The sequence below is a fragment of the Yoonia maritima genome (assembly GCF_002933395.1).
GTDB classification, from domain to species: domain Bacteria; phylum Pseudomonadota; class Alphaproteobacteria; order Rhodobacterales; family Rhodobacteraceae; genus Yoonia; species Yoonia maritima_A.
In genome coordinates, this window is the sequence record NZ_PKFN01000007.1 from 213,649 (window position 1) to 234,851 (window position 21,203).

Below are 21,203 nucleotides of genomic sequence, written 5' to 3' on the forward strand. Positions count from 1 at the left end.
ATATGACCGATATACAGCCTTTGACCTTGATCACACCGACCGCAGCAATGTCGGCCGGTGTCCATGGTGGCCGCGCGAAATGCTTACAGCGTCTGGTGCGGTTGGATATGCCAGTCCCGATGACAGTTGCGCTGTCGTTTGACACCGTGCGTAGTATTGCGCAGGGGCACATGCCTGACATGAATGCGCTACTGGCCCCGTTTGGCGAACAGCCGTTTTTATCTGTCCGTCCGTCCAGCCTTGACCCTGATTGGGGCGGGCCTAGCGCGGTTTTGAACGTTGGCATGAATGATGCCCGCCATGCGCGTTTAAGTGCGGATATTGGTGTTGAAGCTGCGACCGCGATCTATTTGCGGTTTGTGCAGTCTTATGCGGTTCATGTTGCCCGGCTTGATCCTGATGAGTTCTTTTTGCCCGATGTCGCGGATGCCGACAGCCTGAAGGCGATGCTTGACACCTACGAATTCGAAACCGACGAACCATTTCCGCAAGATGCCAGCGTGCAATTGGCCGAAGTGCTACGGTCGATGGCCCGTGCATGGGATGGAACCACCGCCCGATTGTTGCGTCAGGCGAAAGGTGCACCCATCGACGCGGGGCTAGGTCTTGTCGTGCAGGCGATGGCGATGGGCGTGGGGCAGGGTGAATGCGGTTCTGGCGTGATCGAATTTGTCGATGCGACCTCGGGGCTGCCGAAAATCGTTGGGCGTTACCTTAGTCAAAGCCAAGGCCGCGAAACTATCCGTGACGCCGAAGGTGCGATGTATTTGAACCGGGACGATCGTGGTCCGTCGCTTGAGGAACGATGCCCTGATGTGTTCGCGCAACTGCTGGTGTTCGGTGATCTGGCGCGTAAAAAGTTGCGCGAAGAAATGCAGATCAAGTTCACCATTGAACATGGTGTGTTGCGCATTTTGGACGCCATCCGCGTACAACGTTCATCGCGTGCGACTGTGCGTATTGCTGTGGCGCTTGCCAACGATGGAATTATCCCGCGCGAAGAAGCCGTGATGCGGGTTGAGCCTGCGGCGCTGTCTGAATTGTTGCACCGTCAAGTCGATCCACGCGCAAAGCGTGATCTGATTGTACGCGGTATTGCCGCAAGTCCGGGTGCCTCTGCTGGTCGTATCGTATTGACCGCGGCCGAGGCCCAAGCAAGCGCTGCCAGAGGCGAGCCTTGCGTATTGGTGCGCCGCGAAACCACGCCAGAAGATATTCGCGGGATGCATGCCGCACAAGCCGTCTTAACCATGCGTGGCGGTGTCACCAGCCATGCTGCTGTGATTGGCCGCGGATTGGGATTGCCGTGCGTTGTTGGTGCCTCTGACCTGTCGATTGATCGTAAAAAAGGCGTGATTAGCGGCCCAGACGGCCGCAAATTCACTGCTGGTGATCTGATTACAGTTGACGGCACCACGGGGCAGATCCTTGCGGGTGAAGCCCCAATGCATGAGGCTGCGCTTGATGGGGCGTTTCAGACGCTTCTGGAATGGGCCGATGATTACCGTGATATTGGCGTGCGGGCGAATGCGGATACGCCTGCCGATGCCCAAGCTGCGCGTAATTTTGCAGCCGAAGGTATCGGTCTATGCCGGACAGAGCATATGTTCTTTGAGGGTGACCGGCTCGGCGTCATGCGCGAAATGATCTTTGCTGAAGGGTCGGATGATCGTCGTGCTGTGCTGGACCGTTTGTTGCCGATGCAGCGTGACGATTTTGAGGCGCTCTTTACCATCATGGCCGGCAAGAACGTCTGTGTGCGTCTGTTTGATCCGCCGCTGCACGAATTCTTGCCATCGGATAAGGCAGGCATGCGTGATTTGGCGGAACAACTTGCGTTGCCGATGCCAGAGGTGACTGAGCGCGTAAATGCGTTGACTGAATACAACCCGATGCTTGGTATGCGTGGGGTGCGGCTTGGTATCGCGATTCCTGAAATTTACGATATGCAGGCGCGTGCCATTTTTGATGCCATGGTCGCGGTCGGTAAAGCCGGAGTCGATATCTCGGTTGAGATTATGATCCCGCTGGTTAGCGCGATGCGCGAAGTCGAACTGGTGAAGACCCGCGTTGATGGCGTTGCGAATGCTGTGCGTGCGAAAAGCAAAACAGCGTTAAATTACCGCTTGGGCGTTATGGTTGAAACGCCACGCGCCGCGTTGCGTGCACAAGACATCGCCGGACACGCTGAATTTTTGTCATTCGGCACTAACGACCTTACCCAGATGACGTACGGCCTGTCGCGTGATGACGCAGGGCGTTTTATGTCGGCCTATGTGCAGCAGGGCGTCTATGCCGAAGATCCGTTCCACACCTTGGATGTTGAAGGCGTTGGTGAACTTGTCGCACTAGGTGCAGAGCGCGGGCGGATGGGACGAAAAGATGTGATTCTTTCGATCTGTGGCGAACACGCTGGCAGTCGGACCGCGATTGCATTCTGCCGTGAGCATAAATTTGATTACGTTTCTTGTTCGCCGTTTCGCGTACCCGTTGCGCGACTCACTGCGGCGCAGCTTGCAATTGCAAGTAAGGTAAAATCGTAGTTAGCAACATATTATTGTTGCATTCTCTGTCCAAATGTCCTGATATTACCTTGTAATGCGCAGACTATCGCTGTGCCGTGGCGTCTTTTGGGCGCCCGGTGACGTTGGGGTAGACGGAAGCGCTTCTTTCCCCTAAAGACACCAGCGCCTGCGTGGGGCTGTTCCACGTAGTTTCCTGGGTGGGAAAAGATGACGTTTTTTAGATCAGTTTTGGCCGCAGTTATCGCGGCATCCGTTTCGTTTGGCGCATCGACCGCAGTCGCTGACGAATTGATGGCAAGTCGCCTCGGTGCGATTTTAGGGCAAGAGCGTGAAGCGCTCGCGGTGGTCCCTGACAGCCGCTTAAATCTTTTGACCAGCTTGCCGCCAGCTGATGAACGTGGCGTCGACACGCAAACCGGCGAAATCTACAACCGCGAATACCTTGCAACACAGCCCGCTGCCACGGGTGGTGATCAATGGGAATGCCTATCAGAAGCCTTGTATTTTGAAGCGCGCGGCGAAAGCGTTGAAGGCCTGTTTGCTGTTGGCGAAGTGATCTTGAACCGCGTGGACAGTAATTCCTACCCTGACAGCCTGTGTGCTGTGATCAATCAGGGCACTGGTCGTCGTTTTGCTTGCCAGTTCACATACACCTGTGATGGCCGTGCCGAAGTTATCGCCGAACCACGCGCATGGGCGCGTGTTGGCAAAGTGGCACGCATCTTGATCGATGGTGCGCCGCGTGTGCTAACAGGTGGTGCTACGCACTATCACACCAAAGCTGTGAACCCTTCATGGGCACAACGCTTTCCGCGTACGGCTTCTATTGGGTCGCACTACTTTTACCGCCAGCCGGTTCGCACCGCTTCTAAATAAAGTCGCATGTGTGACTGCGGGCGTCGTGGGTGGCGCTTGTCGGAATGGTCTTGGCCCTGTATCTGGGCCGGGATTTACCTCGATTGAGTGGACGCCCAATGACCGATGATATTCGCCTTGCCTTTGCGCACCCAAGTGAACGGGCAGAGGCAAGCAGTCAAACCCCGTGTGACAGAATTTCCTTGCGCGACTATGTTGTCGAAGTGGAAATCGGTGCGTTTCAGCAGGAACGCGGACATTTGCAACGGGTCCGTTTCAACGTCGTTGTCGAGGTTTCACCGCTTGGCGTGATAGACGACGATGTCGACCGCATCCTTTCTTATGATAAAGTGACCGAAGCGATCGGTGCGGAGCTAGAGGCAGAGCGGATTAACCTGCTTGAAACCCTCGCTGCGCGCGTCGCAGAACGTATTTTGCTAGAACCCCAAGCGGAACGTGTGTTTGTACGTATCGAAAAGCTGGACCGGGGCCCGTTTTCATTGGGTGTTGAAATCGTACGTGCGCGCGATGGCGTTTCGGGCGCAGGGCAAACCCATGTCGAAGCGCCGCATCCGCGCGTTGTATACTTATCCAACGCAGCAATGGCATCGCCGCATTTAGGCGGGTGGGTTGATCAGCTTGCTGATCGTGATGCGCCCCTGATCATATGTGTCGGGCAGGCAGATGTTGCCGCACCACAGTCTAGCAATGCGCTTGCGCAGCGCCGCATTGATTTGCTTGCAATTGAACAGAACGCTTGGCTGCTTGCCAGCCGTGACCGCCGATGCATGGTCGTCGGGACCCGAACAGAGCTAGACTGGGCGATGAAGAACGACCAAATTTGTGTCTGGGCGCCATCAAAAATTGTTTTGGATGCGGTCGATGGCCCATCTGCCAGCCCACGCGCTGCCGTTGAACTGGCCGCTTGGTTCGCGCAAGAAATGACCGCGACCGAGCTGTTAGTAATCGGTGCTGAAGCGCCGGCATCATCGGTGCCTGTATGTGTAATGGATGGCACGCAACAGGCACTGTCATGACTGAATATTATCAGCCGATAGCGCGGTTGGGCCGACACAGAAGCGCTGCTGCACATTCAATCGCGGGTGGCGCATGTTGGTTTGACCGGGCAATTGTTCGGCAGCGTGGATGCGAAGACCGGCTCGTTCATATTGATACTTTGCCTGCAGATGTTGTTGATCGGATTTCTGCGCCGCGCGCAGTGATCGCGGGTATGGCTATGGACACCCCGCAGGTCATGGGGATCTTAAACGTAACGCCTGATAGCTTTTCAGATGGCGGCATGTTCATTGGGCAAGATGACGCTGTGCGTCATGCGCTGGCGATGGCTGATGCAGGTGCTGCAATCATTGATATTGGCGGTGAGAGCACGCGACCGGGTGCGAAGACCGTGAGTGTGCACGATGAAATTACACGTACTGCACCTGTTATTGCTGCGATCCGTGCTGTCAGTACAATTCCTATATCGATTGATACGCGCAAAGCAGCCGTCGCAAAGGCTGCTATCGAAGCAGGGGCGAACCTCGTAAACGATGTGGCTGCACTTAGCTACGATGCTGATCTTGCTGATGTCACCGCGCGTTCAGGTCTTCCTGTGTGCCTCATGCATGCGCAGGGTGATCCGGCGACAATGCAAGACGACCCGCAATATGACGATGTATTGCTTGATGTGTTTGATTTTCTAGAACAGCGTGTTCGCACCGCCGAAGCGGCTGGTATTGCTAGGCATAGTATCGTTGTTGATCCCGGTATCGGTTTTGGTAAGTCGCTAGACCACAATCTAGCACTGTTGCGTGGACTTTCGCTGTTTCACGCCTTGGGCTGTCCCATTTTGTTGGGTGCGTCTCGGAAAAAGTTCATTGGCACGTTGGGCGGTGGTGTATCAGCCACTGACCGTGTGGCAGGTTCGGTCGCTGTTGCGTTGCATGGCGCACGACAGGGGGTGCAACTCTTGCGGGTCCACGATACATTCGAAACCAAACAGGCGCTCGACCTGGAGTGGGCAATAAATAAGGCAGTATAATCATGGCACGTAAGTTCTTTGGCACAGATGGTGTGCGCGGCAAAGCGAACACATATCCGATGACCGCTGACATGGCTTTGAAAATTGGGGCCGCGGCAGGCCGGTATTTCCGCAACGATGGGTCAAACGGACACCGCGTTGTGATAGGGAAAGATACGCGCCTATCTGGCTATATGTTTGAAAACGCATTGACTGCGGGTTTGACAAGCACCGGAATGAACGTGCTGTTGCTTGGTCCTGTGCCAACACCCGCTGTTGGTTTGCTAACGACATCTATGCGTGCCGACGTTGGGATTATGATTTCGGCCAGCCATAATCCGCACCATGATAATGGCATTAAGTTTTTCGGTCCCGACGGGTTCAAGCTTTCAGATGATGCAGAAACGGACATTGAAGCGTTGATCGAAAGTGAAATCGAACCTGCACAGGCGCAAAACATTGGTCGCGCGAGGCGCGTTGATGATGGGCGGTTCCGCTATGCTGAGCGTATTAAATCTACATTCCCACATGGTATGCGCTTAGATGGTTTGAAGGTGGTGATAGATTGCGCTAATGGCGCAGCCCACCGTGTCGCCCCAGAGGTGCTTTGGGAACTTGGTGCTGAAGTTATTCCAGTGGGCGTTAGCCCGAACGGGCTGAACATCAACGAAAACTGCGGATCGACCAGCACAGGGACGGCTGCGGCCAAGATACTTGAGACTGGCGCCGACGTCGGCATTTGCCTTGACGGCGACGCGGACCGCGTGATGATCATTGACGAAAAGGGGCAGGTTGCAGATGGCGATCAGCTTATGGCGCTTATGGCGGCGCGTTGGGCGGACCAAGATCGCTTGAACGGCGGGACGCTTGTTGCGACCGTTATGTCGAACCTAGGCTTAGAGCGCTATCTTGACGGGCGGGGACTGAGGCTGGAACGTACAGCCGTCGGTGACCGTTATGTGGTCGAGGCGATGCGCGCGAATGGATGGAACCTTGGTGGGGAGCAGTCCGGGCATATTGTCATGACGGATTATGCCACGACAGGTGATGGGCTGCTTGCGGGGCTTCAGTTTTTATCAGCGATGATTGAAACAGGACAAAAAGCCAGCGCATTGACCACGTCATTTGAAACCGTTCCTCAGCTCTTGAAAAACGTGCGCTATGCCGCAGGCCAAGATCCGTTGGCGGCAGCGTCCGTTCAAAAGGTAATCGCAGATGCCGAGGAAAAGCTGATTGGTACAGGTCGGCTGCTTATCCGTAAGTCAGGGACAGAGCCGTTGATCCGCGTCATGGCGGAATGCGAAGATGATGCGCTGCTGGCGCAGGTTGTCGGTGGTATCGTCGCCGAGGTTGAGGCAGCCGCTTAAGTCATACTTTGATTACTTATGGGGGCCTGTTGACTGATGACCATGTACAGCAGGTTATACGATATAGCGCGCATCATATTCAAACACTCCCGCTTGAGGATATATATGATCGCGCTTGGATCGCTTCTTGCCGTGGATTGCTATGGTTGATGTATTTACAGCGGTGCATTTGAACGCAAAAGTTTCCTGAAAGCATTCCACTGGCTTATCAAAAGCCCGCTGAGGATAAGCGCGAGCGCTGCAAAAAAACGGATTGGTAAATCTTCGTTTAGAATGATTGCCCCGAATATCATTGACCAGATAGGCACCTGATAGTTCACGAGTGTCATAAATATCGCGCCTGCAGATCGGATTATCAAAACGCGGATCAGCGCAGCAAGCGCGGTGGGAACAATCCCCAGCAATACGATTGCGACCACTGTTCGATGATCGGTGGCCGCGGGCATGCCTTCGACGATTAGCATCGCGGGAATTAACGCGCAGGCGCCCACAACCAGCAACAATGCGGCCATTGTGATCGGGTCGATCGGCGGGCACCGCCGGGTCATGATGGCGGATATTGCATAAGATAGCGCCGCAAGGATACATGCGATTTGCCCCAACGGCTGCATCCCTGTGCCGATCTGTAAAACGCCGGGCCCGATCAACACGAGAGCGCCCGTAAAGCCAAGCGCGACACCAAGCCCGTTGCGCAGATTCATTTTCTCATCTGTAAACACATGGGCCAGCGGCAGTACAAATAGTGGTAAGATCGCCATTGAAATGCCAGCGAAGGCTGACGGCACAAACTGTTGCCCCCAGCTTAACAGCGTAAAAGGTATCGCTGTGTTCAGAACCCCAATAATCAGCAAATACTTCACCATAGTGGGTGTAAACATAGGCATCGGGCGGCGCATTGCCCGCATAAGCACCAGTAGCGCCAAAGCACCTAAGCTGGTGCGCGCGCAGGCAACTGTTAGCGGTCCGTACCCTTCCAGCGCAATCGCGACGACCATAAACGTACCGCCCCAGATTAGTCCAAGCGCGAGGATCGATAGCCAATTAGACAGACTTGGTTGGGTTGTCATCGCGCACATTCCATCACTTTTGAGTTCGTTGGCTATCTGTGGGTGCCTATGCACAATGATGCAAGTCCATGCGGTCCAGAGATGTGTCGCCAACAAACGGAAGGATGAATTTTTCCTTTTGTCGGCTGGTCCGATACCTTTCGGGGGTATTCTGCAGACGCGGGCTGACGCTGCGTTTCTCTTGAATGGGGGCGATCTATCGCCAAGCTGTAGACATGACAGAACAATCCACAGACCCCGCAGAGATTTTTGACGCTCAGGCTGCACATGTGCCGGACCGCCGCGTTAGCTTTGATTTCGATGCGCGCCGAGACGCGTTATTACGTTTGAAGCAAGCGATTATAGCCCGTGAAGATGCGATCATCGCAGCGCTTGGTGCGGACTTCGGTAAACATCCGGTTGAGGTGCGGTTGACCGAAATCGTACCGATCTATCAAGAAATCGGTGATGCGCTGCGCCATCTGCGGCGCTGGATGCGCCCCAAGCGCGTGATGCCGGGCCTTACGATGTTTGGCACATCGGGTCGGGTACAGCCGACACCCAAAGGTACTTCCTTGATTATCGCGCCTTGGAATTTTCCGTTTATGTTGGCCCTTGGGCCGCTTGTTTCGGCGCTGGCCGCTGGTTGTTCCGCCGTTATCAAGCCATCAGAAATGACGCCTGCAACTTCGGCCGTGATTGCCGATGTGATTGCTGATGCTTTTGAACCTGATTTGGTTGCGGTGGTGCAGGGTGGTCCAGACGTCGCGAACGCGCTGATGGAACAACCGTTCGACCATATTTTCTTTACCGGAAGTCCGGCGGTCGGCAAAATCGTGATGGCAGCAGCGGCCAAGACGCTCGCGAGTGTCACGCTTGAGTTGGGTGGGAAATCCCCTGTGGTGGTCGGGCCAGAAGCCGATGTTAAGAAGGCCGCGAAATGGATAGCGTGGGGGCGATTTATGAACGCAGGTCAGACCTGTGTCGCGCCCGACCACGTCTACGTTCACGAAAGCATCCATGATGCGCTAGTCGATGCGTTGCGTGCGCGGATTACCAAGATGTACGGGGATGATCCTGCGCAGTCCGCAGCGCTGGCAAAGGTAATCAATCCGCGTCACTGGGCGCGGTTGACTGGGCTGATCCGCGACGCCGAAGGTAAAGGTGCGCAGCTTGCTATCGGTTCCTCTGACGAAGCCAGTCGAACGATTACCCCAACCATTTTGCTGGATACACAGCCCGACATGGAAGTCTCACGAGAAGAGATTTTCGGTCCGGTCCTGCCGTTCATCAAATATAGCGACCTGTCGGATGTAATCGGGCAGATCAATGACGCGCCACATCCGCTCGCGCTTTATGTCTTTGGAGATGCCAAAACTGCGGATCGTGTGACCAATGGTACAACATCGGGTAGCGTTGGCGTGAACCTAACAATTCTGCCAGTCATTCATCCGAACCTTCCCTTTGGTGGTGTCGGGAATTCTGGGATGGGCGCGGCGCATGGCAAGGCTGGTTTCGATGCGTTTAGCCATCAGCGACCGGTGCTGCGCAACAGGTTTATCGCGTTGCCGATGATCTTTCCACCCTACACGCCGCGCGTTGAAAAACTATCAAAGATTCTGCTTCGGTTTATGGGGCGCTAACGAAAAAGGGCTGGCGTTTCCGCCAGCCCCAATCACGTGAACTAAGCAGACTTAGTTCTTTGCTTTGTCGACCATTTTGCCTTCGGAAATCCAAGGCATCATTGCGCGCAGCTTTGCACCAACTTGTTCGATCTGGTGCTCGTCGTTTGCACGACGGGACGCTTTGATTGTTGGCTGACCAACAGCGTTTTCCAGCATGAAGTCACGCACGAATTTGCCGGACTGAATGTCAGACAGCGTTTCTTTCATGGCTTTCTTTGTCTGCTCGTATGGCAGGATGCGTGGGCCGGAAACGTACTGACCGTATTCAGCAGTGTTCGAGATGGAGTAATCCATGTTCGCAATGCCGCCTTCATAGATCAGGTCAACGATCAGCTTGGTTTCGTGCAGGCACTCAAAGTAAGCCATTTCAGGCTCGTAACCAGCTTCGACGAGTGTTTCAAAACCACAACGGATCAGTTCAACGATACCGCCACACAGAACGGCTTGTTCGCCGAACAGGTCAGTTTCACATTCCTGACGGAAGTTGGTTTCAATAATGCCGGAGCGACCGCCACCGATTGCAGAACAGTATGACAGGCCGATTTCGTGGGCTTTGCCAGACGCGTCAGTGTCGACCGCGATCAGGCAAGGCACGCCGCCACCTTTGGTGTATTCGCCGCGAACAGTGTGACCTGGGCCCTTTGGCGCCATCATGATCACGTCAACGCCTTCTTTTGGCTCGATCAAGCCAAAGTGCACGTTCAGGCCGTGTGCGAATGCGATTGCTGCACCTGGCTTGATGTTGTCGTGGACGTATTTTTTGTATGTTTCTGCCTGCAGTTCGTCGGGCATTGTGAACATGATCACATCACACCAAGCAGCAGCTTCTGCGATGCCCATAACTTTCAGGCCTTCGCCTTCGGCTTTGGCTTGTGAAGGTGAACCTTCACGCAGCGCAACAACAAGGTTCTTCGCTCCAGAGTCACGCAGGTTCAGCGCATGCGCGTGACCTTGTGAACCATAGCCAAGAATAGCAACTTTTTTGTCTTTGATCAGGTTAACATCGCAATCGCGATCGTAATAAACGCGCATGTTCGCATTCCTTATTGGGTTATCTCTGATGCGGTTTATAGCGGTGTTTTGGGTGATATGTGAGTGTTGATTTCATGTAATTGTGTGATCTGGTGCGATTGTTATTCGTAAATACTCCAATTATATGAATTATTATGCTTGATGATGTTGATCGCCGAATTCTACGCCTGCTTCAGGCGGACCCAGCACAACCCGTGCCAGAGCTTGCCTCTGCGACGGGTATGACCGCAGCCCGTATAACGCGTCGTTTGGACCGATTGCGCGCGGACGGGGTTTTGATGCCAAGCCAAGCCGTGATTGATTGGCGTGCGCTTGGTTTCACCGTCGAGGTCAGTCTGCGTGTAACGCTGGATAAAACTGTCCCACGTGCCTTTGATGAGTTTCTGTCCGCCGCCCGTCAGGTGCGGGCTGTCATCGAAATTCAAACTTTCTTGGGCCGCGTAGATGTGCGTCTATCGCTGATTGCACGGGATTTACCCGACTATCAACGTATCTACCGCGAAGAAATTCTGACCCTTCCGCACATCGCAGACATTGAGGCGCTGATGACAGTTGCCCGTGTAAAATACGACGAAAGCCTACCGCTATGACCTTGGATGACATCGACCGAGAATTGCTGCGGGCAGTCGCGCTGAACGCAGACCAATCAACGACCCAGCTGGGACAAAAACTGGAGTTAAGCCAGCCTGCAACTTGGCGTCGGTTGCGGCGTTTACAAGATGCAGGCGTGATTTCAGGGCGGCGTTTGGTGCTGGACGCCGAGAAGGTCGGCTTTGGCGTGACTGTATTCTTGGGGGTAAAGCTCGCGACCAAAGGCCGGATTAGCCTTGAGGATTTTGAACGCGCCGTGTCAGCGATCCCTGAAGTTCAATCCGTCGAACACGTCTTGGGGCTATATGATTACCGTTTGCGTGTTGTCGCGCGTGACTTGGCAGATTTTGAGCGCGTATTGCGCCGGCGGGTCATGACCTTGCCGGGCGTGGGCAATGTCGAAGCAAATGTTTTGCTATCCGAAGAACGTAGACCCGGGCCGCTTTAGCGTCCGGCGCCTAGTCCCAATTCCATCAGCTTGCGGCGTACTGGGGTTAACCCATAAAGCATCTGAAGGCCTTTGGCGCGTAGGTCCTGCGCCAGTGCGCCGCCTGAAATGGATGCCCGGTTTAGCGCATCAATACCTGCGATACGTAGCTTAATATCTGGATGGCGCGCGCGGGCGTAGGCATCAAGCATCTGACGATCACCCAACTCCGTTGGATTTGCCTGCGCCAATTCCAAAAGGCTAGCCAGATCGCGCAGTGACATATTCAAACCCTGTGCTCCAATTGGGGGCATGACATGGGCCGCTTCGGCGACAAGCGCCACGCGCGGTCCTGTGATCTTATCTGCGATCTGACTAACGATCGGCCATACGCTGCGCTTGGATACAAGCGTTAGCGGGCCGTAAACACCTGCGGAACGATCATTCGCTGCGGCTTCGAATGCAGCTTGGTCGAGCTTGCTTAGGCGAACTGCCTCGGGGCCGTGATCCATCCAGACGACAGCAGAGCAGGGCTTGCCGTCGTGATCGGGTAGGGGAACCAGCGTGAAGGGGCCACCGTCACGATGTATCTCGGTCGATACATTGTTATGCGGCGCATCATGGGTCACGGCAAAAGTAATCGCCTTTTGCCCATAACGTTTTGTTTTTACGTCAATCTCAGCGGCATTGCGTACGGCTGAACCGCGCCCGTCAGCACCAATTACCAGCTTTGCATCTAACTGCGAGCCATCAGATAGCGTCACGATGGCAGTGCGGTCGCGGGCCAACATGTTTTTGAAACCTGTGCCCGGACGAAAATCGACATTCGGGAGTTCGCTCAAACGCGCAACCATTTCGCGGCGCAACAGCCAGTTGGGTAGGTTCCACCCAAATGGCTTGTCAGAGATATCTGCAGCGTCAAAGTCGCGGATTACATGTGGATCGGCGGCTGCATCTACAATGCGCATGATCTGAAGTGGTGCCGCGAATGGGGCAAGGCGCTGCCATAGACCTGCTGCCTCTAGGAATTGTTGTGCGGACTGCAAAAATGCCGTGGTGCGCAAATCCGCGCCAGTCGCTTCGCTACTTGTCACCGGAGGGGTCGGATCAACGATTGTAACGTCAAAGCCCGCGGTGTCAAATGCAGCTGCAGCTGTTAGCCCAGCGACACCGCCGCCCGCGATCAAAATATCGGTCGATTTGCGTTCCATAGGTCTGACATAGGGCGTTGATCGCGGCGCGGAAAGGGTTAGCGGGTTACCTGCGACAAGAAATCTGTCAGGTCATCGGTGCTATGGTGGACATATGGCGCATCCAGTGGCGTTTCATGCACGTGCACCGTCCGCATGCCAAGTGCATGGGGAACCGTAAGATTGCGTGCCTCATCTTCGAACATCGCGGCAGAAGTAGGGGTCACTTCTGCGCGTGCAAAGACGGTGGCAAAGCTTTGGGCATGGGGTTTGGGCGTAAGTTCGGCATGTTCAATCGCATAAACGGCGTCAAACGCATGTGACAAACCGCGCGCCTTTAGTACCCGCGTTGCGTGATAGTTCGATCCGTTCGTGTAAACGATCTTGCGGCCGGGCAAGATGCCGATAGCCTCGGCCAGATCGGGGGCTTTGGTCAGGTGCGAAATGTCGATATCGTGCACCTCGGCCAGAAAGTGATGCGGATCGACGTTATGTTCTTTCATCAGTCCTGCCAGCGTAGAACCATGCATCTGCCAATAAGCATTCGCTTGCTTGGCTGCGCGGTCTTCGTCAAAGCCGGTGACGCGCATAACATAGGCAGCAAATTTAGGATCCATCAGCCCAAATAAATCAGCCGATGGGTGATACAGCGTATTGTCGAGGTCAAAGACCCAAGTGTCGATATGTTCAAAGTGTTCAGCAACCATGCCCGGAACCTATGCGACTGTTTCGCACTGTACAATCAGTTTGGGTTGATTGCAGGGGGCGGGCAAGGGTAGGGTCGGCGGATCAAGAAAGGCCTAACGCCATGCACGATCCACGCGGAACCCAAAAAGATGCTTATGCCCTCATCCTGGAGGCTATAGATAGTCACATCTACAAGCCGGGTGACAGGCTGGTTGAAAGCGAATTGGCTGAACGATTTGGCGTGTCGCGCACCCCGATTCGCGAGGCATTGCAACGACTTGAGACGCAATCCTTGCTAACGCGTGATGGTCGGTCATTGATTGTAGCTTCGCTTGATCATACGCAATTGTCTGAACTTTATGTTGTCCGTGGTGAACTGGAAGGGCTTGCCGCCCGCCTTGCCGCGCGTCACGCGGCACCAGAAGAAATCAAGGTCCTGCGGGATATGCTCGAAGACGACAGGAAACTGGTCGGTGATCCTATGGCGCTTAGCCGTGCTAATCGGCGTTTTCATAAACAAATCCATCTTGCGTCGCACAATAGATTCTTGGTGCGTCAGCTGGATTTGGTGCACCGGTCAATGGCATTGTTGGCAACGACCTCACTTGCCGCCGAAGGCCGCGGGGCGGAAACGCTAGATGAGCATACCGTCATCGTCGAAGCGATTGAATCCGGCGATGGTGACGCGGCATATACGGCATTGCGTGACCACATTTCCGAGGCCTTTGTTACCCGTCTGCGGTTGGACGCCCAAGCGGTTGAGGCGGCTGAGTAGCGTCCTTGTTCCAGCTTTGTGGCAAAAGCACACCATGCGCTGTTTTATCCCAATAGAATGGTTTTACGATAAGTTCGTAAATACCTTTGTAGGCAGCCAATGACCCTAAAGGGAAATACAGAGTTAGGCTGAACGCCCATTTGAACAGCCAACGTTTGTTCGCCTTGCGCAGCGCAACGAATGCCACCAGCCAACCTATTATCTCTGAGGTAATAAATAGACTGGCGAGAGACCAAAACGCCCAAGTTGGAATGTATGCAGATAGGGGATGCGCAAATCCCATTGTTGGTAACCAAAATGTCCATAAAAGGGGCGCAAGTACAAATTGAGAAAGTGTTCCTAAAAACAAAAGCTGAACACCAAAGAAACGCCAGGCCCCGAGATCACGCCACAGTTCACGTGGGTTACGCATGTGTACGCCATAAGTAATTGCATAGCCCTTCAACCAACGTGATCGTTGTTTTACCCACGGCCATGCGCGACCGTTAGCTTCTTCTTGGGTTACCGTATCAATTAATGCTGTACGATACCCATGTCGTGCAAGTCTTATCCCAAGATCGGCGTCTTCGGTAACGTTGTGTGCGTCCCAGCCGCCAAGTTCGTGTAGTGCCTCACGCTTGAAAAACAATGTTGTACCACCAAGCGGAACAGTTAGGCCAAGCCGTTGTAATCCTGGTAGAATAACCCGAAACCAACTCGCATATTCGATTGTAAAGCAGCGGGTTAGCCAATTTGAATCAGAATTATAGTAGTCGAGCGTTCCTTGAAGGCAAACGATATCTGGAGGCGCATTTGCAAAGGCTTTGGCAACTGTATGCAGTTGATCCTGCGCCGGTGCGTCCTCTGCATCCCAAATGCCGATAATGCTACCGCGCGCAAAATCTAACGCATAGTTTAGTGCGCGTGGTTTCGTTTTGATGGTCCCCTTGGGGACGATGATTGGGCGGATGCCATTAGGGAGTGTTGTGCGCGCCATGGTCGCACGGGTGGTCAAATCGTCAGCCTCAAGCACAAGGAAAACCTCAAGCAATTCAGGCGGGTAATTCAATGCGTTTAACCGCGCTAGTAAATGTTCAGCAATCGCTGTTTCATTGTAAAGGGGGACAAGCATGGTGATTGTGGGCAGGCGGGCAGGGGTGACATTTGGCAACGATGTCAGAGGGGCACGCCATCCGATTATCGCAGCGGAGGCTTTTAATCCGGTTGAGAGTATAAGCGTCACAATTGCCCATACGATAAAAAATGTAAGCAGTACGACTGGAACAAACACGGCGGATACGATCAATATTGCGACCACCGTGATGCCCAGAATAAAGCCGCGCGATGGGCTCCAATCGCGGCAGCTTTCACGCGCAGGTGTTTTGGATTCCGCTTCGATCACGAGAGAGCTTGCACAGTGTTGGGCAATAGAGCGATTAAGTTGGTCATTGGTTGTAATTGCCATGCGGACACGGCCAAAACATTCAGTCAGCTCCGGTAGGTGTTGGTGAAATTCGTCGGGGCGCGCTGATAGTATGATCGTGTGACCGCCAATTTTTCGCCAAGGTAATATCCCTGCTTGCAAACATCTGGTTGGTCCAAACATGTGAACGAGATCGGTATTCGCAGGTGTAGACAGTGGATCAATTAGTTGGGTTTTATGTTGAACTGACTGTGCGGTGCTTATGGAGTAATGTGACACCCCAAAACGGTTCGCGAGAACATCGGCAAGTCGCAACCCTCGGACCCGGGCGACGCGTTCGGCATCAGCCGCTATTTCTTCCGAAATGGCACCAAGAAGAAGTAGTTCTTGTGATAGTGGGCTAAGGTTGGCGCCCATCGGTTGACGGGCGCCATGAATTGCGATTTTGTTTTGAACGCCTAACATGACCGACCTAGCTGTTATACCAGTCAGATCATGCGCCTAGGTCAGTTAAAGTTTCATTAATTGCCGGAAACGATTAGGCGTCCATTGCCGCGGCAAAGCGTTCAAACAGATAGTAGCTATCTTGTGGACCAGGGCTGGCTTCTGGGTGGTATTGAACGCTGAATACCGGACGATCTGAGACTTTAATCCCGCAGTTGCTACCGTCAAACAGCGATACATGTGTTTCGACCACACCTTCGGGCAGTGTTTGTGCATCCACCGTGAACCCGTGGTTCATCGATGTGATCTCAACCTTGCCAGTTTCGTTGTCCTTCACCGGGTGGTTCGCACCATGGTGGCCGTGGTTCATTTTGATTGTCTTAGCACCCAAAGCTAACGCAAGCATTTGGTGACCCAAGCAAATTCCGAATACTGGGATATCCGCACCAAGCACACCCTTGATCATTGGAACCGCGTATTCGCCTGTCGCAGCCGGGTCGCCCGGGCCATTTGACAAAAAGACACCGTCCGGGTTCAGGGCAAGCACGTCTTCCGCAGTCGCAGTAGCGGGCAGAACAGTGACATCGCAGCCAGCGCTCGCTAGGCAACGCAAGATGTTGCGTTTTGCACCAAAATCAACGGCAACAACTTTGTGGCGTGGCTCTGTTTGGGTGCCAAACCCGTCGGGCCATGCCCAGCGGGTTTCGTTCCAGCTATATGACTGCGCACAGGTGACTTCTTTTGCAAGATCGAGGCCTTCAAGGCCCGCGAAATCACGGGCTTTTTGAACCAGTGCCGCAATGTCAAAATTACCGTCTGGATCATGTGCCAAGGCAACATGTGGCGCGCCTTGCTGGCGAATTGCACGGGTCAACCGACGTGTGTCGATCCCGCCCATTCCGATCCGATTTCGGCTTTTAAGCCATGTCGTCAGGTCTTGGGTCATGCGCCAGTTTGATGGTTCTGTCGGGTCCCATTTGACAACCATACCTTCGGCAACTGGGTCCGCAGTTTCGTCATCTTCGGGCGTTACACCGGTGTTGCCGATGTGTGGGAACGTAAATGTGACGACTTGCCCGGCATATGACGGATCAGTCATGATTTCCTGATACCCAGTCATTGCCGTATTAAAGCAAAGCTCTGCAACGGTTTCGCCGGTTGCACCAAATCCGATCCCGTAAAAGATCGTGCCATCCGCAAGTGCCAAGCAGGCTGTTGGTTTCTGCGTCATCCCATGTCTCCGATCAGTCAAATTGGGCCGGGTTTACGAGGGCAAGAAGGCAGGGTCAAGGCCGTATCGCGCCCTTTGAAACAAGGGGGTGACGCTGCGCACACTCGGCTTGTCATACGCAAACACCCGGATTAAGGTGGCCTTTCGTTTTAAGCTTCGTGATCGGGAAAACTCATGGACATGCGCGACCGGCTAACTTTGGCCCTTAAGGATGCGATGAAGTCAAAAGAGGCTGACCGCCTTTCGACATTGCGGCTGATTAATGCAGCCATCAAAGATAAAGATATTGCCCTGCGTGGCACTGCCGATGAAGAAGGCGGTGTGAGCGACGCAGACGTGCTTGGTATTCTGGGGAGAATGGTCAAGCAGCGCCAAGAAAGCGCGCGCGCCTATGAAGAAGGCGGGCGGCTCGAGTTGGCTGAAAAGGAACTGTCTGAAATCAAAGTGATAGAGGACTTTTTGCCACGCCAGCTATCGCCAGATGAGGCCGAGCAGGCCGTCGAGACTGCAATTGCAGATGCCGGTGCAGAAAGTATTCGGGATATGGGCAAGGTGATGGCGGTTTTGAAAGCCAAATACACGGGCCGTATGGATTTCGGCAAAGCCGGCCCAATGGTAAAGGCGCGGTTAGGATAATGATCCCGGGCGCTTGCTAACGAAACGCCCGTTTAAGATCATCGAATAACGCTGCGCGTTCTGACACATCTAAAAATGCGCCAATTTCAACTTCGCGGTCGCTGCCGCGAAGTGTGATGTAATTTTCGACAGGGCCGCCTTTTGGGTGAAAATGGACAGTAACCCAGTATCGGTTTGCTTGCCAAATTTGCTTACTGCCATCTGGATTATTGCGGATTAAATAGGCAGTCGTGCTGTCGACGGATAGTTCCTCAAGAACTTCACCCCGGCTGTAGCTGACGTTGATAGCCCACCAAAGACCCGAAAACATCAAGATAAAGAACGGTAAAACATACCATATCGCGCCGGTTCCCAGCATACCAATAAGCGGGATCAAGGTCAGCGTTGCCGTGCCACCCATGAAAATCACAAAGTCTTTGCGCAACAATGACCGGTAAGGCCAAAGGCTAAGCCGCCAATTTGCTTGGTCATCAGTCGGATGTGGGGTCCATTCGTAGGGCATATCGATATTATACGCCGCGCCGCACCCGAGTGAAACGTGCGTGTTTGTCGCGTCTGATCGCAGGATAAGCTTGGCTAGGTAAACAGTTGCGCGTCTTAGAATGGTTGGTTGCGGATATTTTGATGTGTTTCAGCCGTTGAAGACGAACGGCGTGATGTCGTTTGTCTAATTTTACTAACTGAACGTCACTACGGTTCTATTGTCGTTTCACCGATCAGTCTCGGTGCATCTGGGTCATTGGTCACCAACCGAATGTTACAGCCCACGAGGTATCTTGCAGCGCTGGTCCTGAAGGTAAACCCGAAGGTGCGAATGGTTCCGGGAATTCTTGCGCCAGCAGACAACGAAGATTCATCTTCGGGAATAAGAGGAATGGTTTCACTTCCGTAGTTTGGAAAAACCATCGCGCCGACGCCAATACGATCATCATCGTTGCGAAAAATCCTGTCATTGAGTTCTACGGATTCACCCGCGAACATAAGCTGTTCTGCTAACGGAACACCACCTGAATCAAATACGGTTTGTGTGAGTTGTCCCACGGCATCATAGAAACGCTGGTTGTCGTCTTCACGGTCTCGGTCCAATGACCTGTCTTGCTCGACAGCCCTGACAACCAATCCGAAAAATGGGTTTCTTGTCGTTGGGACGTTTTTAGAGCTGACAATTCCGACCTTGTCTGGTCGCCGTGGATCGCCGGCACCGACCCCATGGTTTGTCGGAAACAGGTTACCTGTCGTATAGCCGTGAACTCTGACTTCTGATCCAAAGTGCGTAATAAAAGCAAATTGCAGGCTAGGTTCATCTTTCGCGGCCGTCTCGCCCGGGTCGCCTTCGTCAGGATCTGTTACTTTCAAGCTCCATCTATTTTGTATCCAAGCCATCTAAAATCTCCATAAATTGATTAAATAATAATACGGATTTCAGCATTAATTCCTTTGAAGCGGTAGTCGGGTATTACTTACCCGGCGCGCACTTGGCGGTATAGGCGGGGAACCAGAGTATAAAAAAAGGCCCCACAAAATTGCGAGGCCTTTTTTTGGATCATATGCAGTTTAATGAGCGGGTTGCTTGTCCCAGTCTTCCTGCTTTGGAAGCATCTCGAATGTGTGCTCTGGAGGAGGGCACGGCAGTGTCCATTCGAGTGTATCCGCGAACTCGTTCCATGGGTTGTTCTCAGTCACGCGCTTACCTTTGGTGAGTGTCCAAACCATCACGCCGATGAAGAAGACAAACGAAGCGAATGACAGGAATGCGCCCCAGCTAGAAACAAGGTTCCAAGTTGCGAATGCATCGGGGTAGTCGATGTAACGGCGTGGCATACCCTGACGACCCAAGAAGTGTTGTGGGAAGAAGGTCAGGTTTGCACCGATGAACATCATCCAGAAGTGCAGCTTACCAGCCCATTCCGGTGCCATGCGGCCCGAGAATTTAGGCAGGTAAAAGTAGATACCCGCAAAGATCGAGAACACCGCACCGAGCGACATAACATAGTGGAAATGTGCAACCACATAGTATGTGTCGTGGTAAACGCGGTCGACGCCCGCTTGAGAAAGAACGATGCCTGTAACGCCACCAACGGTGAACAGGAATAGGAACCCGAACGCCCAAAGCATTGGCGTTCTCACTTCAATCGAGCCGCCCCACATTGTCGCGATCCAAGAGAAGATTTTAACCCCGGTTGGCACCGCGATAACCATTGTTGCCAGCATGAAGTAGGACTGCTGTGTCAGCGACATACCAACGGTGTACATGTGGTGCGCCCAAACGACAAAGCCCAAAACACCAATTGCAACCATCGCGTAAACCATCGGCAGGTAGCCGAAGATTGGCTTGCGAGAGAACGTCGCGATGATGTGGCTGATGATACCGAAGCCAGGGATGATGATGATGTACACTTCTGGGTGTCCAAAGAACCACAGGATGTGTTGATACAAGATCGGGTCGCCGCCGCCTTCTGGTTGGAAGAACGTGGTGCCAAAGTTACGGTCAGTCAGCAGCATTGTGATCGCGCCAGCCAGAACAGGCAGGGCAAGAAGGATCAGCCATGATGTAACAAAGATAGACCAAGCGAATAGCGGCACTTTGTGCAGGGTCATGCCCGGAGCACGCATGTTCAAGAACGTCGTGATCATGTTGATCGCGCCAAGGATCGAAGAGGCACCAGAAAGGTGAACCGCAAAGATCGCAAGATCCATCGACATGCCAGCTTCGGATGTCGACAGTGGTGGATATAGAACCCAACCAACGCCGGAACCCAGTTGACCGTTGCCGCCCGGTGTCAGCATTGAAGCCACGCCCAGTGAAGCACCCGCAACGAACATCCAGTAGGACAGGTTGTTCAGACGTGGGAATGCCATGTCCGGAGCACCAATTTGCAGCGGCATAAGGTAGTTACCAAAGCCCCCAAAAAGAGCAGGGATAACCACAAAGAACATCATTAGAACGCCGTGATAGGTGATCATCACGTTCCAAAGGTGTCCATTTGGTGTACATTCAGCTGCGCTATCAGCAATGAAACGCGCGCCTTCTAGACACATGTATTGAACGCCCGGATGCATCAATTCTAGACGCATATAGACTGTGAATAGCACGGAAACGAAACCTAGTGCACCAGCGGTGAACAGGTACAGAATCCCGATATCTTTATGGTTTGTCGACATAAACCACCGGGTAAAGAACCCCCGGTCGTCGTGATGTTCGTCGCCGTGGATGGCTGCATCTGCCATTTTGGCTCTCCTCGTGTTGGCTACTCTGCGACGGCGCCGATTCCGAAGAATGACGCGCGTTT

19 protein-coding genes are annotated in these 21,203 nt (G+C 53.6%); 10 read left to right on the top strand and 9 right to left on the bottom strand.

Translation table 11 applies throughout. From position 1 onward, the window contains the following. The first annotated feature begins 2 nt into the window (after positions 1-2). From CYQ09_RS02515 to glmM, 5 genes are all read left to right on the top strand, one after another. A complete protein-coding gene (locus CYQ09_RS02515; RefSeq protein WP_106744541.1) occupies positions 3-2,543 on the top strand; it encodes a putative PEP-binding protein in 2,541 nt (846 codons plus the stop codon). A 189-nt stretch (positions 2,544-2,732) separates the two neighbouring features. Next, positions 2,733-3,401 (top strand): cell wall hydrolase, encoded by a 669-nt coding sequence (locus CYQ09_RS02520; RefSeq protein WP_106743880.1) that lies wholly within the window; start codon positions 2,733-2,735, stop codon positions 3,399-3,401. Between the two features lie 98 nt (positions 3,402-3,499). Further along, positions 3,500-4,417: a dihydroneopterin aldolase gene (locus CYQ09_RS02525; RefSeq protein WP_106743881.1), complete on the top strand. Its 918-nt coding sequence runs from the start codon at positions 3,500-3,502 to the stop codon at positions 4,415-4,417. After that, the gene (folP, locus tag CYQ09_RS02530) at positions 4,414-5,421 is read left to right on the top strand and encodes a dihydropteroate synthase (protein ID WP_106743882.1); all 1,008 of its coding nucleotides are present in this window, start codon (positions 4,414-4,416) and stop codon (positions 5,419-5,421) included. The genes CYQ09_RS02525 and folP overlap by 4 nt, the downstream gene beginning before the upstream one ends. A gap of 2 nt (positions 5,422-5,423) precedes the next feature. Next, positions 5,424-6,767 carry a phosphoglucosamine mutase gene (gene glmM / locus CYQ09_RS02535; RefSeq protein ID WP_106743883.1) on the top strand — a complete coding sequence of 448 codons (1,344 nt, stop codon included), beginning with the start codon at positions 5,424-5,426 and terminating at the stop codon, positions 6,765-6,767. Positions 6,768-6,922: 155 nt separating this feature from the next. Here glmM and CYQ09_RS02540 read toward each other — a convergent pair whose 3' ends face one another. Next, positions 6,923-7,834 carry a DMT family transporter gene (locus CYQ09_RS02540; protein ID WP_106744542.1) on the bottom strand — a complete coding sequence of 304 codons (912 nt, stop codon included), beginning with the start codon at positions 7,832-7,834 and terminating at the stop codon, positions 6,923-6,925. Between the two features lie 215 nt (positions 7,835-8,049). Between CYQ09_RS02540 and CYQ09_RS02545 the strand changes: the two genes are divergently transcribed. Then, positions 8,050-9,456 carry an aldehyde dehydrogenase family protein gene (locus CYQ09_RS02545; protein WP_106744543.1) on the top strand — a complete coding sequence of 469 codons (1,407 nt, stop codon included), beginning with the start codon at positions 8,050-8,052 and terminating at the stop codon, positions 9,454-9,456. A 51-nt stretch (positions 9,457-9,507) separates the two neighbouring features. Here CYQ09_RS02545 and ilvC read toward each other — a convergent pair whose 3' ends face one another. After that, entirely contained in the window at positions 9,508-10,530 is a 1,023-nt protein-coding gene (gene ilvC, locus CYQ09_RS02550) for a ketol-acid reductoisomerase (protein ID WP_106743884.1), read from the bottom strand. Positions 10,531-10,664: 134 nt separating this feature from the next. On the opposite strand from ilvC, the gene CYQ09_RS02555 reads away from it, so the two are divergent. Together CYQ09_RS02555 and CYQ09_RS02560 are read left to right on the top strand one after the other, a co-directional pair. Further along, the gene (locus tag CYQ09_RS02555; protein ID WP_106743885.1) at positions 10,665-11,120 is read left to right on the top strand and encodes an Lrp/AsnC family transcriptional regulator; all 456 of its coding nucleotides are present in this window, start codon (positions 10,665-10,667) and stop codon (positions 11,118-11,120) included. Continuing rightward, entirely contained in the window at positions 11,117-11,569 is a 453-nt protein-coding gene (locus CYQ09_RS02560) for an Lrp/AsnC family transcriptional regulator (RefSeq protein WP_106743886.1), read from the top strand. Before CYQ09_RS02555 ends, CYQ09_RS02560 begins: the two co-directional genes overlap by 4 nt. Here CYQ09_RS02560 and CYQ09_RS02565 read toward each other — a convergent pair. Both CYQ09_RS02565 and CYQ09_RS02570 read right to left on the bottom strand, forming a co-directional pair. Continuing rightward, positions 11,566-12,759 carry a UbiH/UbiF family hydroxylase gene (locus CYQ09_RS02565; protein ID WP_106743887.1) on the bottom strand — a complete coding sequence of 398 codons (1,194 nt, stop codon included), beginning with the start codon at positions 12,757-12,759 and terminating at the stop codon, positions 11,566-11,568. The genes CYQ09_RS02560 and CYQ09_RS02565 overlap by 4 nt on opposite strands. A gap of 38 nt (positions 12,760-12,797) precedes the next feature. Beyond that, positions 12,798-13,445, bottom strand: coding sequence for a pyrimidine 5'-nucleotidase (locus tag CYQ09_RS02570; RefSeq protein ID WP_106743888.1), 648 nt, complete (start codon positions 13,443-13,445; stop codon positions 12,798-12,800). Between the two features lie 101 nt (positions 13,446-13,546). Between CYQ09_RS02570 and CYQ09_RS02575 the strand changes: the two genes are divergently transcribed. Then, the gene (locus CYQ09_RS02575; protein WP_106743889.1) at positions 13,547-14,200 is read left to right on the top strand and encodes a GntR family transcriptional regulator; all 654 of its coding nucleotides are present in this window, start codon (positions 13,547-13,549) and stop codon (positions 14,198-14,200) included. Here the strand turns inward: CYQ09_RS02575 and CYQ09_RS02580 are convergent. Further along, positions 14,154-16,067 carry a glycosyltransferase family 2 protein gene (locus tag CYQ09_RS02580; RefSeq protein WP_106743890.1) on the bottom strand — a complete coding sequence of 638 codons (1,914 nt, stop codon included), beginning with the start codon at positions 16,065-16,067 and terminating at the stop codon, positions 14,154-14,156. The two genes, CYQ09_RS02575 and CYQ09_RS02580, sit on opposite strands and share 47 nt — an antisense overlap. Positions 16,068-16,140: 73 nt before the next feature. Next, on the bottom strand, positions 16,141-17,277 hold the full coding sequence (carA, locus tag CYQ09_RS02585; protein WP_106743891.1) for a glutamine-hydrolyzing carbamoyl-phosphate synthase small subunit: 1,137 nt from the start codon (positions 17,275-17,277) through the stop codon (positions 16,141-16,143). A gap of 174 nt (positions 17,278-17,451) precedes the next feature. Between carA and CYQ09_RS02590 the strand changes: the two genes are divergently transcribed. Further along, on the top strand, positions 17,452-17,913 hold the full coding sequence (locus tag CYQ09_RS02590; RefSeq protein ID WP_106743892.1) for a GatB/YqeY domain-containing protein: 462 nt from the start codon (positions 17,452-17,454) through the stop codon (positions 17,911-17,913). Positions 17,914-17,929: 16 nt separating this feature from the next. Here the strand turns inward: CYQ09_RS02590 and CYQ09_RS02595 are convergent, their stop codons facing one another. The 3 genes from CYQ09_RS02595 to ctaD all read right to left on the bottom strand — a co-directional run bounded on the left by CYQ09_RS02595 (position 17,930) and on the right by ctaD (position 21,141). Then, positions 17,930-18,415 carry a DUF2244 domain-containing protein gene (locus CYQ09_RS02595; protein ID WP_106743893.1) on the bottom strand — a complete coding sequence of 162 codons (486 nt, stop codon included), beginning with the start codon at positions 18,413-18,415 and terminating at the stop codon, positions 17,930-17,932. 188 nt (positions 18,416-18,603) lie between these two features. Then, entirely contained in the window at positions 18,604-19,296 is a 693-nt protein-coding gene (locus CYQ09_RS02600) for a hypothetical protein (protein ID WP_162617550.1), read from the bottom strand. Positions 19,297-19,467: 171 nt separating this feature from the next. Beyond that, on the bottom strand, positions 19,468-21,141 hold the full coding sequence (gene ctaD / locus CYQ09_RS02605) for a cytochrome c oxidase subunit I (protein WP_106743895.1): 1,674 nt from the start codon (positions 21,139-21,141) through the stop codon (positions 19,468-19,470). Positions 21,142-21,203 lie beyond the last annotated feature (62 nt).